Genomic DNA, 14,881 nt, shown 5'->3' with positions numbered 1-14,881 from the left:
CCCGCTGACCTGATTTTAAAAAATACAAGCATGGAAAGCAAAAAAATGTAAATATGTAATCTAAAAGAGTAGACAGTCTGAATTCACAATGGGATATCCACACCAAAGAATCATAAGTATGATCGCAAGAACAATTAAAGTACGAAAATTAAATACAGAGATAGCACATTGAGAGTAAGTTAGTAGAAGATTAAATAGTGGGTTTTTCTCTAAGAGGCCTATCAGAGGATGTCAACTCCTATGTAATAAAATACCATAATTTTCATTTAAGTCAATGCATGTTTCTGAGGTGTTTTGTTAATTTTTTGTAATTTATCATCAACGACTTGTAGTATATTGTTATAAGAAAACGAAAAATGTCGTATTATAGAAATAAATCTCAAAAATAGTACATTTCCATATCAAATAGATATACATCTGGACTATTTGTCCACAGGATTGCCACAACAAACCTGATCTTTTGACAGACTGTCCAAAGGAGTTTACTCTATCAACAGGACCTGCTAAAAACTTGTTGTAAACATTGCAGCTATCCTAACTATTTGGCTCGAATTTGATAGAAAGATAAGGAAATATGATCATGTCTAATGTTTTAATTATTGAAGATGACAATATGCTGGGAGATACCCTTTCCTTGTATTTAACAGGAGAAGACTACAACGTTACTCGAGTGGAACAAGCGTCTGAGGGTATTGCTAGGCTTGAGATCGTACAGCCCGATATTATTTTGTTGGATCTGTTGCTTCCAGATTTGGATGGAATGAATCCCTGCCCACTGATACGCAAGCATACGGACGTGCCCATCATCGTGATTTCTACAGAAAACAACATATCAGAGCGCATTCGTACACTTACGTTGGGAGCAGATGATTATATTTGCAAGCCTTTTAGTATGCAAGAGCTAAAAGCACGGATAGAGGCTCTTTTCCGTCGTATTGAAATCACACGCTTGCAAGGAAGAGGCAGAGCACCTGAACCTGAAACGGGCATTACTTTGGATCTAGCGAAAAGAATGATTACCGTTAACGGACAGGATGTGGAGACAACATATTCAGAATTTGAGCTCATGAAGCTTTTTTATTTGAACCGGGGAATTGTATTCAGTAGGTATGCTTTGATTCAGGCTCTCCGTGGCACAGACTCCTTTATTAATGAGAGGGCTGTGGACGTACATATTAACCATTTACGCAGAAAAATCGAAAAAGACCCCAAGAAACCGCAATTGATCAAGACCATCTGGGGAATCGGCTACAAATTTATGCAATAATACGGTCAGCTCCAGGGAAGTGATGACTTGATCTGATTAATCTCCTTCTGAACCGTACTGAGTTGCTCTTTCCAGTCTGAATACAGTTCACCTGTTGAGGTTTCATTACTGCGCTTCAATGCCTTTTCCAGCTCTATTACCTTTGCCAGCAACTCAGGCGCACACAGGTTCCCCGTTCCTCCCTTAAGCGAGTGGATTAATCGAAGAGCAGAAGATAACTGCCCATTGCCCATTTTTTTCAGAACTCTCTTATCAAGATACTGGTATTCCTGAATCCATTTATAAAGGGCAAATTGAAAAATATACACCTTGCCATCCATAGCGGCTATCGCCTGCTCTGCGTGAATACCATGTAAATCTTGCAGCCACGCTAAATTAATCCAGCTAGTTAACACTCTAACAGCGGTCAGTTCATGGATAGGCTTGAGAAGCACGGCATTAATACCCGCACGAAGACAAACTTCCTGTTCATGCTGCACAGCATCAGCGGTAAAAGCGATAATGGGAAGCCTGTTAAAAGCTTTGTTTCTCCGAATATGTCTCGCCGTCTCAAAACCATCCATCTCTGGCATATGCAGATCAAGCAACACCATATCCCAGTAACGCAGTTCCAGTAACGCTATTAGTTCTCTTCCGTTCGTGACCATCGTTACCTCAAAGTTACGCTCTGCTAAAAACTCGGTAATCACCACCTGGTTAATTTCGTTATCCTCTGCTATGAGAATTTGATACTTCTGTGTTGTATCCCCCACCTCATTGCGGGAACTCATGGTCACATGAGTCTCCAGAGTATTACCATCTGCAGGCACTGACTGTTCCTTCTTCCAGCAGAGAACCTCCAGCAGAGCGTTCCGGGTAACGGGCTTGGACAAAAAGGCATCTATCCTATGATCCATGTCCCCAGCAGCTATGGTTTCCATCTGAAACACGGTTGTAAGTCCAATGATCTGAGTTATCTGCCTATCCAGCATTTGAAGCCATTGCCTCCGGGAGTCCAGTTCTCTAAAACCTTCCATCCCCATATCAATGATAACAAAATCAAAATGCTCACCCTTTTGAAAAGCGTCCATACTTTCTTGGAAGGATGAAATAGTGAATGGTTTTAGCCCCAAATCTTGCAGTAGTTCGTTCAAACTGTACCTCACCAGTTCATGCTGCGCAACAATTAAGGCTTTGCCTTTGATTTGTTTTTCTATTTGTGTGCTTCCCGCATTCAATTCCTCGGTATCCAACTCGACATTAAAGTAAAATTGACTGTACTCTCCTAATTGGCTTTTCACCTCTACTTTGCCGCCCATAGCTTCAGCCAAATGCTTGCTAATGGCCAAACCCAGCCCAGAGCCCCCATATCTGCGGCTGGTTGAGGTACTCGCCTGGATAAAAGGGACGAATAGCTGGTCCATACACGTCTCGGAAATTCCTATTCCCGTATCTTCTACCATAAAAGAAACGCCTACTCGTCCGCCCTGCTGACTGAGCATTTTCACCTGTAACAATACATGTCCCTGATCCGTAAACTTGATAGCGTTGGTCAGAAGATTTGAAAGCACCTGCTCCATTCGAAGCGGATCTCCCTTAACCCTTTTCGGTAACGCCAGGTCCGTTATAAATACGATCTCTATTTCCTTATCTTCCAGCAAAGTTCCAACGGTATCTGCGAGATGACGAAGCATTTTTTCCGGCTCAAATTCTACCTTTTCCAGCTCCAGACTGCCGGCTTCCATTTTGGAAAAATCCAATACGTTACTGAGCATGGATGAAAGGGTACGCGAGGAGGCAAGAAGCTTGTGGAGGTAATCTCTTTGAACGGCAGTCAGTTCAGTCTTATTCAATAGCTTTGACAGACCGATGATTCCATTCAGCGGGGTGCGGATTTCGTGACTCATATGAGCCAAAAAAATGCTTTTCGCATGGTTAGCCTCGTCCATCTCCATTCTCTTCTGCTCGGAGGCTTTATACTCTGTAATATCCAACACGTGACCGATAACATACCTAGTAATCCAGTCCTCCTTAACCGGATGTAAGGTAATGAGAGCCGAATATTCCCAAAACTCCAATTCAAATACGGTTCGATCACCTAACCAGGCTTGCTTGTAGTATTGACTAAGCTGCTCCATCGTTTCAGAGGAAAGCTCCAATATGTCCCCGAGACGCTTCACATGCTCCCTTTTGTTGTAGTTGACTTGCAAATTCAGACCTAGGCGCTCCAGCAATTCCCCTTCAAGCAGCTTATAATAAAATTCATCACCACTTTTCTCCAGCCTGAAGGTAAAACCCGGTTGGACCCGAAGTGAATTCAGCAGATCACGGTCTTTGTTTAACAAACGTTGTCCATATGTATACTTAGCGGTCATTAAAGTGTGCACAAACAAAGTCATGAACATTAGACCAATCCCTAGCTCCAGCAAGCAGGTCAGCAGTGTTTTATCACTTATACCAATACATAAGAGCAGAATTCCTGCCACTCCATAAAATACACCTGTGATCGTCTGACGAACAAGCTGACGCTGAAAAATCAAAACTAACAATAATATCACGATAGCACATAGCATTAAATCTCGAACCAAGTGTTCGCCCCCCTTATAATCTTCCATGTTTTGTACAATAAATCGAAAATATAAAAAAACTCAGGACAGATTCCTTATGCCATAAGGCTTAAAGAACTGTCCCGAGCATTCATTGTACTATAGATTCCATAGGGTTCAAGCTCGTTTTAATATTTGAAACGACTGATCATCACCTTCAAATCAGTAGCCATGGTTGAAAGCAACTGTGCAGAAGCTGATATTTCCTCCATGGAAGCCAGCTGCTCTTGTGAGGAGGCGGCAACTTCCTCAGATGTGGCGGCATTACCGGTTGCAATCGTCGCCAGTTCGTTGGCTGTCGCTGCAATCTCTTGTACACTGGCTGATATTTGCTGTGCAATCGCAGCGACCTCCTCTACCTGAGGTGTTGTCTCTCGAATACCTTCCATCGCATGACCCAACTTGACAATGGTTGCTTTGGAAATCTGCAGTCCATCCTGCACCTCAGTCGTAACCCTGTCCATCGTCTTCACTGTCGTTTCGGTTTCATGCTGAATTTCGGCAATCAAGGTGGCAATCTGTGTGGCGGATGTCTGAGACTGCTCTGCCAGCTTGCGCACCTCATCAGCAACGACGGCAAAGCCTTTTCCATGATCACCCGCTCTGGCTGCCTCAATAGCTGCATTCAATGCCAGCAGGTTTGTCTGATTGGAGATATCGCCGATAACCTTCGTAATTTCACCGATTTCATGAGAGCGGGCTTGCAAGGTTTGAATCATCTGGTTGGAACGCTCTACTGATTGATGAATGGAATTCATTTGCTCACCTGTCTGCTCAACAGACTTTCGTCCTTCCTCGGCTTGCAAGGCAGATCGTTTGGCCAAATCGGCTACCGAAATCGAGCGTTCAGCGATTTGGGTGATTCCTTGTGCAATTTCATCGAGAGCCACCGAATTATTTTCCAGCCCTGTAGTCTGCTTCTCTGCACCACTGGCTATTTCTTGCACAGCCTGGGACACCTGCTCACTTGCAGCACTGGTTTGTTCCGCGCTTATTGTCAGTTCATTCGAAGAAATTGCGACATGATCTGCACTGTTCCCTACGTTCTGAATGACTGATCGCAAGTTATTCTGCATATTTTGAAAAGCCACTCCTAATTCTCCGATCTCGTCCTCGCTCTTTACTTGAATGTCCTGTGTCAGATCTCCGGCGCTCACATTTACCGCTTGTTCTTTTAACTTTAAAATCGGTTTGATGATGGAACGGATCAGGAAATAAACGATGAAAATACCAATCACAAGACAACCGATGATGGTTAGTAAAGTGCTGATCAAAATCGGTCCTGCTGCCTCATCGACTTCAGACAAATATAGCGTTCCGCCTATCTTCCAGCCAGTTAGCTTGTTAGTCGCATAGTTCATATATTTGGGCTGTCCTTCATACTCATACTCGTATTCACCAGCATCGCTCTGAAACATGCGTGATTCAATATCTGTAATTTTGGTGCCTGCTTCCTTCGTCGGATGTACAATGTAAGTATGGTTGCTGTCCAGCAATATAGCATAACCCTCATGACCTACTTTAATATTGTTCAACGTCTCTTTAATACCACTTATTTTCAGGTCAATGCCAATAACACCCGATCCATCTGACGTTGCCTTGGACACCGTAACCGTCATTTGCTTCGAGCTTGCCGAAAGATAGGGAGAACTAATCGCTGTCTTTGCTTGCTCCTTTATCGCTTTATCGTACCAAGGTCTGACTCGTGGATCATAATTATCCGGTAATTGCTTCTGTGGATAGGTTGTAAATTTACCGTCCTTCGTACCATAAGAGATGGATTCTGCTTCAGGATGAAGTGCAGCATATTGCTTGAAAAACTCTTCCAGTTTGGCCGCTTGTTCCTCCGTCTCTACCCGATTGCCTTTTAGTCTTTCTGCAAAATATTCTGCGTCATGTACCTTGGGTTCAATAGTACTATCAATAATAAAATTAGTGCGGATGATAGCCTGCTCGGCACTTTCTTCAATCTGGTTTCGAATCTGCTGACTCGCGCTTATAAACGACAAAGCCCCCACGATCATGGACGGTAAAATCAGAAATGCAATAAAGGCGACCATTAGCTTCGTTTTAAAATTTTTGCTGAGCACCCTTGCGACTAGCCGCTTTTTCCCCGATAACTTCTTCATTAATAAACATCTCCATTTCACTACCTGGATTTCCTAACCTATGGCGAACCTCTTCGTTTGCCGATGACGACAATCACCCGACAGACTCACTTTCACATTTTTCACATCTGCTGCTAAAACGCTTGGACATAAAAGATATAAACACGCTAGTTAAATAGGTATATGTACTTATTTTCGAAAACAGCAAGGCTGGTCGGAACCGGTTCTTTGATATAATATACCTAAAAAATATTAAAAAAAATGCATAGCATATGTTAAGAAAATATTAGTTTCATCTCACTATACCTACCTCTTAATATGAAAATAATCCCCTTGTAGGTAGCAAACATAGGGTCATTTTCGAAAATCACCTTATGCTTACTACCCCCAAGGGGATTAGGTTTGATCGCTTTATTCAGTTCAATCCAACACCACCTTCAGATCTTCAAGCCTGGTAACAGGTGCCTGACAGGTAAAATGCTCACACACATATACAGCTGGTTTGCCTTCCACAAGATCGTAATCACGGATATAAGAAACCGTCTCTGCAATCTCCGACTGTCCTTCATCCTTCAAAATAACGACCGTATTCGGCCTGAACCCCGCTCGAATCGCCTGAATGAACTGTACGGTCTGCGGATCGTCCCTATGACCTACAATCACAATCTCTTTTGTCGTTCCTGTTGCATACAGCAACGCGCTGAGCAAGGCTGAGCAGCCTGACGGGTAATGAGCAACCATGCCGCCAAAAGCCTTAAACTGCTTGGCTGCATAATTCTCCAATCGGGATTCACCCGTTAGCCGTGCAAGCCGCACAAAATTATGAGCCGCAATGCTGTTACCCGACGGAATCGCACCGTCATAGATTTCTTTAGGCTTGGCAATTAGCTGCTCACTATCTGACCCATAAAAGAATAATCCGTCCCGTTCCTCATCCCAGAATAAGTCGATCATATTTTGATTGAGCGTCAACGCCCGTTGCAGATACTCTATATCGAAGGTCGCCTGGTACAGCTCGATCAAGCCCCACACATAAAAAGCATAATCATCTACATAACCGGGATAAGCTGCTTCTCCGTCCCGATAACGTGCCAACAGCCGTCCGTTCTCCTGTCTCAAATGGTTCCACAAAAACGTCTCAGCTTTCCGAGCTTGCTCTGTATATCTCGGGTCTCCAAAAGCTTGTCCCGCCTTCGCCAGTGCAGCAATCATCAACCCGTTCCACGAGGTCAAAATCTTGTCATCCTTATGAGGATGAACCCGCTGTTCTCTGGCAGCAAACAGCTTGGCGCGTAGCTCACTAACCCGCTGTTCCAGTTCCTGCTCAGTCAAGTCATGTTTGATCCCATAGGCTTCCAGATTGATATCAATCAGGTTTGGAATGTTGTGACCTTCAAAATTGCCGTAAGGTGTAATCCCATACAAATCGTTGAAAAAGGCGGCATCCTCATCGCCTAGTATAGCCCTTACCTCAGAGTCGTCCCAGACATAGAATCTCCCCTCTTCTCCTTCGGAATCCGCATCCTCCGCCGAATAAAAGGCACCCCCTGCATCCGTCATGTCTCTTGCGATATATGTAAAGATTTGTTCTGTAATCCGTCGGTACAGTTCCTTGCCTGTCACCTGCCAAGCTTCTGTATACGCGATGGCCAACAGAGCATTGTCATACAGCATTTTTTCAAAATGCGGCACCAACCATTTCTCGTCCACGGAGTATCGTGAGAACCCCATGCCTACGTGGTCGTAGATTCCGCCACGGGACATCGCATCTAGCGTTTTCTCTGCCATTTCCAGTGCCTGTTGATTCCCCGTATGCTGTGCATATCGCAGCAGAAAAGACAGGTTATGCGGAGAAGGAAACTTAGGAGCTTCCCCGAAGCCGCCATATTCCTTATCGAAGGTGTGGCTGTATTCATGGAAGGCTTTATTCAAGCTCTGTTCATCCAGTTCACCGCGATAACCTGCAAGCAAGTCCTGCCGCTCATGCTCGGTAAGTACCTGCTCACTCAGCTCCACCAGCTCTTCGGGTTGTTCTTTCCACCGGGCACCCACCTTGTCCAGCAACTCCAACAGTCCGACACGGCCATACTTTTGCTCCTTGGGCAAATACGTTCCCGCAAAAAAAGGCTTCTGATCCGGCGTCATCAATATTGTCAGTGGCCAGCCTCCATGCCCTGTCATCGTCTGGCAGATGGACATATAGATATGATCCACATCTGCACGTTCTTCACGATCCACCTTAATGGATACGTAATCCCTGTTTAATAGCTCAGCCACTTCTTCATCCTCGAAAGATTCTCTCCCCATTACATGGCACCAATGGCAAGTGGAATAGCCAACAGATAGGAAAATAGGCTTGTTATCACGTTTAGCAATTTCAAAAGCCTCATCTGACCAAGGGAACCAATTTACCGGATTGTGAGCATGCTGTAGCAAATACGGTGATTTTTCCTTGGATAGTCTATTCGGTTTGCTGCTCGTTGTCATGGGACATCACCACTTCCGTAGTTGGATTTTATGCTTGGTACTATTTTACCCTAAATGGGTGGTAAAAGTCGGAAGAGATGAAAAAAAGATGATATCAGATTAGAATTAATATATTGTTAAGAAGTATCAATGACTCTCAACCGTATCTATCCATAAATTGTTTATTCAGATCATAAGTAGGTATGAATAAACACTGAAGCACTGATGGATATTCTTCATCAGTGCTTTATTTACTGCAGTCGGAGCTTATTAGCGTTTAGCATTATACTCATTAGAATTTATATCAAAGATGTCCAGCGCTTTCAGTAAGGCGTATTCACTTGTTCTGGCCCCTTCTTTTGAAAAATGTGCATCCAGAAACGCAGGAGACATATGATGGTACCCGGGATAGACATGTAATTCCACTAAGACTCCATCAAAAGCTAGTTGTTTGGCAAAAACCAAGGCTTCATCAATGAATAAATCAATGGTACCTATATTTATATAAGTCGGTGGTAACCCGGCCAATGACTTAGCACGGGCCGGCGCATAATACTCATTTACCTCCTCTTGACCCGGTTCTTCCCCCAATACAGATTTCCAGCCAAAATAATTACTTTGTTTTGTCCAAATAAACTCTCCTGCGTATGGATGCTCTGGTGCGGTACTTGTGCGATCGTCTAGCATTGGCCTCATCAATCTTAGATGATGGATTTCGAATTCCTTCTGATCACGAATGTACAAGGCTAGGCCAGCCGCCAGACCGCCGCCAGCGCTGCTGCCCCCTACGGCAACTTTCTGAGTATCTATCCCTAACTCTTCCGCATGTTCAATACACCATTTTAGGCCCGAATAACAATCCTGTAACTGACTTGGCTGCACATGCTCTGGTGCTAGGCGATAGTACACGGATACACAACAGAAACCATGTTGTGCAGCAAGAGATGCATTAGCAGGACGATCCACGACTGGACTTCCTAAGACCATCCCGCCTCCGTGTATCGAATAATAAAGAGGCATCTTATGATGCTTTGAATGTTTGGGCTTAATAATTTCTATTTGAATATCTGGACCACTAAAATAACTTGGCACAACCTTTTTTTCTAATGTAATAGGGAACATCTGCGTTACATCTATTTGTTGCATCATTTGAGATTGATTTTTACGTGCTTCCATTAGTGTAGATTCGGTAAGATCGGTTGTTGGTATTAAATCAACTGCACTGATAATTTCCGGATCAATCAGATGTCTACTTCTACTTTTTTGCTCTCCCATAGTAATTGTTTCCTCACTTTCTTATTTTAAAGACAATGAATCAATACATTTTTCCCTTTAATTGTTGCTGTTGTTTATATTCATATTTTAAAGATTAAAATAAGCTTAATAAATGAAAACAACGATTTAGAATCATTTTTGGCATAAAAACAATAATGAAAAAATGAAGTACAGCCTTTGAAATAGAATGGGTCTGTTGGATCATCGGGGAGGGTGAACGGAATTTTGGGATCAAGAACGGTATGTAAAAAAGCTCAAGAGAGAAAATGAAATGCGAACACACATCAAACCTTTTGCCAAACAAAAAAGACGTGACCGGATTGATTTTTCACCACGATCATCCGGTCACGCCCTAGGCTCACCATGTTATGAGGCCAAAATTAAATTCATTGACGCGAGTATAGCACCACGCCACTTTGCAAACTAGGTATTTTTATGTGAATACACAATTTTCTTAATGGTTTCGGTAGAGAGGAAAAACTCCTTCGCTAATTGCTCGATACTGCTGCTATTTTGAAAAGCATTTCTGATTGCAGCATTTCGCTGTTCAAGCAACCTTCTCCCGCCACTCAAACTTCCCCAATCCATATATTCCGTTTTTGGCTTAGGAATATACAGCGTCTCTCCTTGAACATATTTTTGGATTTCCATAATTAGTTTTTGAGGTAAAACTTTTGTAGCATTCGTATATCTCAATTTTGCTCGCCCCTTATTTTGATTCTTTAAAATAAGGTGCAAAGCCAAAAATATTAAAAAAGCTTATAGCGTTAAAAATTGTTTCGCCCCATACAAAGTAACGCTTTCCTAATAATTGGCTTTGCATGAGTGTAAGAAGTCACAGACAATCCCAATAGATTCTCCATCAGTAGGCACCCCCTTTTACTTCGCAAGTATAGCATAACTTCTGCTCACCTGGGACCAGCTAAATGATATCAGTACAATCAAACCATTAAAATTGAGCTGATAAATAACTGATCTTCATTCGTTTATGAGGTGTTGCCGGGACTTTTGTTTGCCCGACTCTTGTTATTCGCAAGCCGATGTTTTATATTGACATAAGAGTAGGTCAAAAATAAAAGAGGTGAACGGACGAGATGTCTCCACGTACGAAGGAACAAAACGAAGAGATCCGGCTGCGGCGTCTGGCGCAAATCCGAAAAGCCGCTGCCGATGTGTTTTTAAATAAAGGGCCTTTACTGGAAATCCGCGATGTGGCCGTGCAGGCGGGACTCGGCTATGGCACGGTATACCATTATTACAGCAACAAGGGCAATTTGCTCCACGATCTGCTGTGGGACGCGTTGGAGCGGGCCGGGGGATGGCTGGAGGCCCCACGCGCTTCGGCTTCGGGGGAGGCGCCGGCAGGCGGGCATTTCGGCTTGGTTGCTGCGGCGGACACCGGTAACTCGGCTGCCGCGGATTCCCAAAGCAGCAGCCGCGAAACGGCTGCTTCCACAGAGCTTGGCTCCGCCGCCGCCGCCGGCATTCGGCTGCTGCAGCTTTGGGCGGAGGACCACGCCTTGTACCTGCTGCATAAGCTGGCCGGTGAGGGCTTTGCCTCGCTGCCTGAAGCGCGCTCTGCCCCACTCTCGGCTGCCTTTCGCCGGGAGGTGCTCGCGCCGCTTGCCGCGCTGCTGGAAACCGGTCGTGCGGCGGACGGGGCTGCCGCTTCCGGCGGAAACGCGGCTGAGCCACCGTATCGGCTACAGCGCGCAGAAATGCTGCTGGCCGCCTTGGTCGGCTGCGCGTCGCTTTCGCTTCGCCGCGGAAAGCTGCACGAGGAGGCCAAAGATATCGTCCGGTTTTTAAAATTATAGAATTGATAAGGAGCGAATAGACAAAAATGATCATTTTAAAATCACCTAGGGAAATCGAAGAGATGAAGCCGGCGAGCCAAATCGTTGCGGACTGCTACCGCGAGGTGGCCAAACTGATCGAGCCTGGGATCACCACCCGGGAAATCAATGACTTTGTTGCCAGACACATCATTAAGCTGGGTGGCAAGCAGTTTACGAAAGGGTACAACGGTTTCCCCGCCGAAACCTGCATTTCGGTCAACGATGTGGTGGCCCACGGCATTCCTTCGAACCGGGCGCTTATGGACGGCGACTTGCTGAAGCTCGACATCGTCGTGGAATACGGTGGATGGTTTGGCGATTCGTGCTGGTGCTATGCGGTGGGCAATATCCGGCCGGAAGCGCAAAAATTAATGAAGGTGACAAAGGAATGCTTGGATATGGGAATCGCCCGGGCACTCCCGGGGGGCCGGCTCGGCGACATAACGTCGGCGATTCAACAACATGCGGAAGCGAACGGGTATTCAGTCGTACGCGATCTGCTGGCGCATGGGATCGGGCGGAGCCTGCACGAGGAGCCGAGCTACGAGCATATCGGCGTAGCCGGCAAAGGCATTCGGTTAAAGGAAGGCATGGTGTTTACGATTGAACCGATGCTCAACGAAGGTACGTTCCGTATCACGATCGACGACGATCAGTGGACGGCGAGAACGGCCGACGGCAAGTTGTCGGCGCAATATGAGCATACGATCGCAGTTACTGCGGACGGACCACTGATTTTAACGGCCCAGTAAGAATGGAGGAGAACGGACGGCAATGCGTCATTTTAGGAAAATAAGTCGCCAACCCGCCCTCCTTGGCCTGACGAAAGTTCGTAATCCGAAACGCGAAAAAGCGCTGGTTCCAGCTTGGGGCCAGCGCTTTTTTTATATGGTTTGTAACTTTACCGATTTACGAAAAACCACGTTGTTATACGTTTTTTTTATTATCCTTTGGTATCGTGTTACGGATTTACACTCTCTGCTTTGCTAGCCTGTCTTGCGTGTATTTTTTTCATTGCAAATCTTGCTATTGGCTGAGCGACCAATAGCTCAATCCAAAATGCTACACCAAAATTTCTAAACCAACTGTGAAAGAAGTTCTGAAGGTTCTAGGCTTATTTGTTTCGTACCAACCCAAGTTCCTATAATGGTTAGAAGCATAGATAAGACTGTAACATTCAATAAAGTATTCAATAAAACTCTAGCATTAAATCCATCTGTTTGTCCTACGAATTTGGGTATCACTTTACCCACTAACGGTCCTGCAACCAATCTTACTAACAAAACAACGATAATCCACATAAACGGAATAATCTTAAGCGTTTCTAAATAGTTTTCTTTACTAAAGCCTCGTTCCAATCCCATAATAATGGGGGCGATCATGTTTACTGAAATAATTGAAATAATCAATAAAAATAATATACCTTCTTTTGCGTTTTGAGGCAGTCTTTCTTCCTTATACATATTGTTTCCCTCCGAAATAAAAATATTTCAGATGGTAGACGTATCATGCGACATATATTTTTGGTCATTAAAACTAGTACCAATATCTCTACACACTGATCTAACAATTATAACAACTTTTTTCAAACAAATAAAAGGGTTTTCTAAGTTTATCAAGCTGACATTCGTTAACTGTGACGATCCTTGGATTGTCGCTACAAGACAAGAGTAGCAAGAGAATGAACGCTAGGCTACATGGTCGTGCTAATAATGTAAAATATAATCAAGTATAAAACTGATAAAGGAGTATATGAACCAGATGAACAATTTTCTAAATGAATTTGAGGAAAGATTTAGGGCAGGATTTTGGGATGATCTTAAAAGCATACTGGAAGAAGTGAAGAATGAGCAGGTTTACGCTTGTGCTTTTGGCACAGACAGCGATTTTATCACCTTGTTTCTTGCTGTTAATACGGAGGAATCACTTGTTAGACATATCACAAACATGAAAGCCCAAGACCTGTGCAACAGCAAGGAAGATGAAAATTATTATAGATGGGGATTAAGCGAATATCAATATGGCGATACAACACATCTCAATCATATTAGCAAATTTCTGTATGCAACCGAAAATGTGTTTGACTATAAAGATGAAATGATAAAAATTATGGCCAAGGTAGTTAAGGAAACAGACGATGTACTTTTTAATCAATTCGGCCAATCCAAAGAAGATATTATTTTTTTCGTGTCCATGACGGATGATGATATGGCCGAGGAACTGGAAAATCAGTCCGTAATTCAGATGACAAACGCCAAATTAGTTGATGGCTTCTTGCATCGTTATCAATAAAAGTGCGTTTGGAATATTACACTCATTTCGTTTAGGTAGGTTGCTTTGCTAGACAAATTCGCAATGTGCTTGTCCTATGCATCGCTAGTACTCTCTTGATCTACACGGGGTAGTACTAGCGAAGCTGATACTACCCCCGGGTCAGAAACAACTACTATGATCAGCCCCGCATTTCTCTTCGCAAACTACGCCGCTATCATACTCATGGTATGGGAATCCGTTTGTTTTACTAATGCGAGACTCCGGTGCAGCTTGTGATTGACGATTCCGATCACCACGTCCGGCTCCATTTCATCCTGATGGGAGAGCATAACCATTGCTGCAATATCTCCCATCTGATATGCCGCCGTCAACGCCCTTAGAAAATTCTTCGAGTTTTCACTTTCCGGTAAGGATAACTCTCCTTTGAGGAGATCCTCCTTGACTGCTTCAAGCGATTTTCGTGCCCGGTGGAGTGCAACTTTTACCGCTCCCTCCGTTGTTTCGAGCATGTCGGATGTCTCGCTAATCGAATATCCAAACACATCTCGCAGCAAAAAAACAGTTCTCTGAAGCGGAGATAAATGTTTCATTAAGGACTGCAACGCTATCTCGATTTCAAAAGATCCATGATCCGGTACAGTTACTTTCGCTTGTTCCCTATTCAATATTCGAGTGTAGACTGCTTTTCTCCGTATATCATCAATCCAGGTGTTCTTAGCAATTCGTAGCAAAAGCGCTTTGGGGTTTGTATGCTCGAAGCTATTTAACTTACCTAATGCTTTTATCCAAGTGTCCTGAGCCAGTTCTTCCGCATCCCAATTTGATTTCGTAAGCGACAGACAGTAACGTTTCAGGACCGCCTGTAATTCCTCCAAGTTCTCGATGTTTATTGTATTATCTGTCATTTGTATAGAATCATCTATGCGCATAGGTCCTCTCCTCCACGGTCTTATTCTGCCCTTTCCTAGAGCAAAGCCATTTGTTACCTCCAATGTAAACGAACAAGTGGTTGTAAAAGTTACACCATTTACGCAAATCGTTTTCCCATTGAAACCTCCGTATCTTTTT

Annotated in this window: 10 protein-coding genes and 1 pseudogene; 4 read left to right on the top strand and 7 right to left on the bottom strand. The window is 44.0% G+C overall.

All coding sequences use genetic code 11. The features are described from left to right. Positions 1-580 precede the first annotated feature (580 nt). The gene (locus tag ACWGXJ_RS12075) at positions 581-1,267 is read left to right on the top strand and encodes a response regulator transcription factor (RefSeq protein ID WP_254327414.1); all 687 of its coding nucleotides are present in this window, start codon (positions 581-583) and stop codon (positions 1,265-1,267) included. A 5-nt stretch (positions 1,268-1,272) separates the two neighbouring features. Here ACWGXJ_RS12075 and ACWGXJ_RS12070 read toward each other — a convergent pair whose 3' ends face one another. From ACWGXJ_RS12070 to ACWGXJ_RS12050, 5 genes are all read right to left on the bottom strand, one after another. After that, positions 1,273-3,834, bottom strand: a complete 2,562-nt coding sequence (locus tag ACWGXJ_RS12070) for a response regulator (protein ID WP_452566823.1) — start codon at positions 3,832-3,834, stop codon at positions 1,273-1,275. Positions 3,835-3,980: 146 nt separating this feature from the next. Beyond that, positions 3,981-5,981, bottom strand: a complete 2,001-nt coding sequence (locus ACWGXJ_RS12065; protein ID WP_452566822.1) for a methyl-accepting chemotaxis protein — start codon at positions 5,979-5,981, stop codon at positions 3,981-3,983. 399 nt (positions 5,982-6,380) lie between these two features. Then, positions 6,381-8,447, bottom strand: a complete 2,067-nt coding sequence (locus tag ACWGXJ_RS12060) for a thioredoxin domain-containing protein (RefSeq protein WP_452566821.1) — start codon at positions 8,445-8,447, stop codon at positions 6,381-6,383. 249 nt (positions 8,448-8,696) lie between these two features. Next, entirely contained in the window at positions 8,697-9,701 is a 1,005-nt protein-coding gene (locus ACWGXJ_RS12055; RefSeq protein WP_452566820.1) for an alpha/beta hydrolase fold domain-containing protein, read from the bottom strand. Between the two features lie 423 nt (positions 9,702-10,124). Then, positions 10,125-10,397: a CD3324 family protein gene (locus tag ACWGXJ_RS12050; protein ID WP_076161227.1), complete on the bottom strand. Its 273-nt coding sequence runs from the start codon at positions 10,395-10,397 to the stop codon at positions 10,125-10,127. Between the two features lie 398 nt (positions 10,398-10,795). On the opposite strand from ACWGXJ_RS12050, the gene ACWGXJ_RS12045 reads away from it, so the two are divergent. After that, the gene (locus ACWGXJ_RS12045; RefSeq protein ID WP_452566819.1) at positions 10,796-11,518 is read left to right on the top strand and encodes a TetR/AcrR family transcriptional regulator; all 723 of its coding nucleotides are present in this window, start codon (positions 10,796-10,798) and stop codon (positions 11,516-11,518) included. A gap of 26 nt (positions 11,519-11,544) precedes the next feature. After that, positions 11,545-12,291, top strand: a complete 747-nt coding sequence (map, locus tag ACWGXJ_RS12040; protein WP_250261410.1) for a type I methionyl aminopeptidase — start codon at positions 11,545-11,547, stop codon at positions 12,289-12,291. Between the two features lie 209 nt (positions 12,292-12,500). Here the strand turns inward: map and ACWGXJ_RS12035 are convergent. Further along, a pseudogene (locus tag ACWGXJ_RS12035) lies at positions 12,501-13,002 on the bottom strand (hypothetical protein). Positions 13,003-13,300: 298 nt separating this feature from the next. Between ACWGXJ_RS12035 and ACWGXJ_RS12030 the strand changes: the two are divergent. Continuing rightward, on the top strand, positions 13,301-13,831 hold the full coding sequence (locus tag ACWGXJ_RS12030; RefSeq protein ID WP_250268256.1) for a DUF4303 domain-containing protein: 531 nt from the start codon (positions 13,301-13,303) through the stop codon (positions 13,829-13,831). 185 nt (positions 13,832-14,016) lie between these two features. Here ACWGXJ_RS12030 and ACWGXJ_RS12025 read toward each other — a convergent pair whose 3' ends face one another. Next, positions 14,017-14,742 (bottom strand): RNA polymerase sigma factor, encoded by a 726-nt coding sequence (locus tag ACWGXJ_RS12025; RefSeq protein ID WP_452566818.1) that lies wholly within the window; start codon positions 14,740-14,742, stop codon positions 14,017-14,019. Positions 14,743-14,881 lie beyond the last annotated feature (139 nt).

The organism is Paenibacillus sp. S33 (assembly GCF_053615415.1).
Note: the sequence above shows the minus strand (reverse complement) of the source record. Positions and strands in the feature narration are given on the sequence as shown.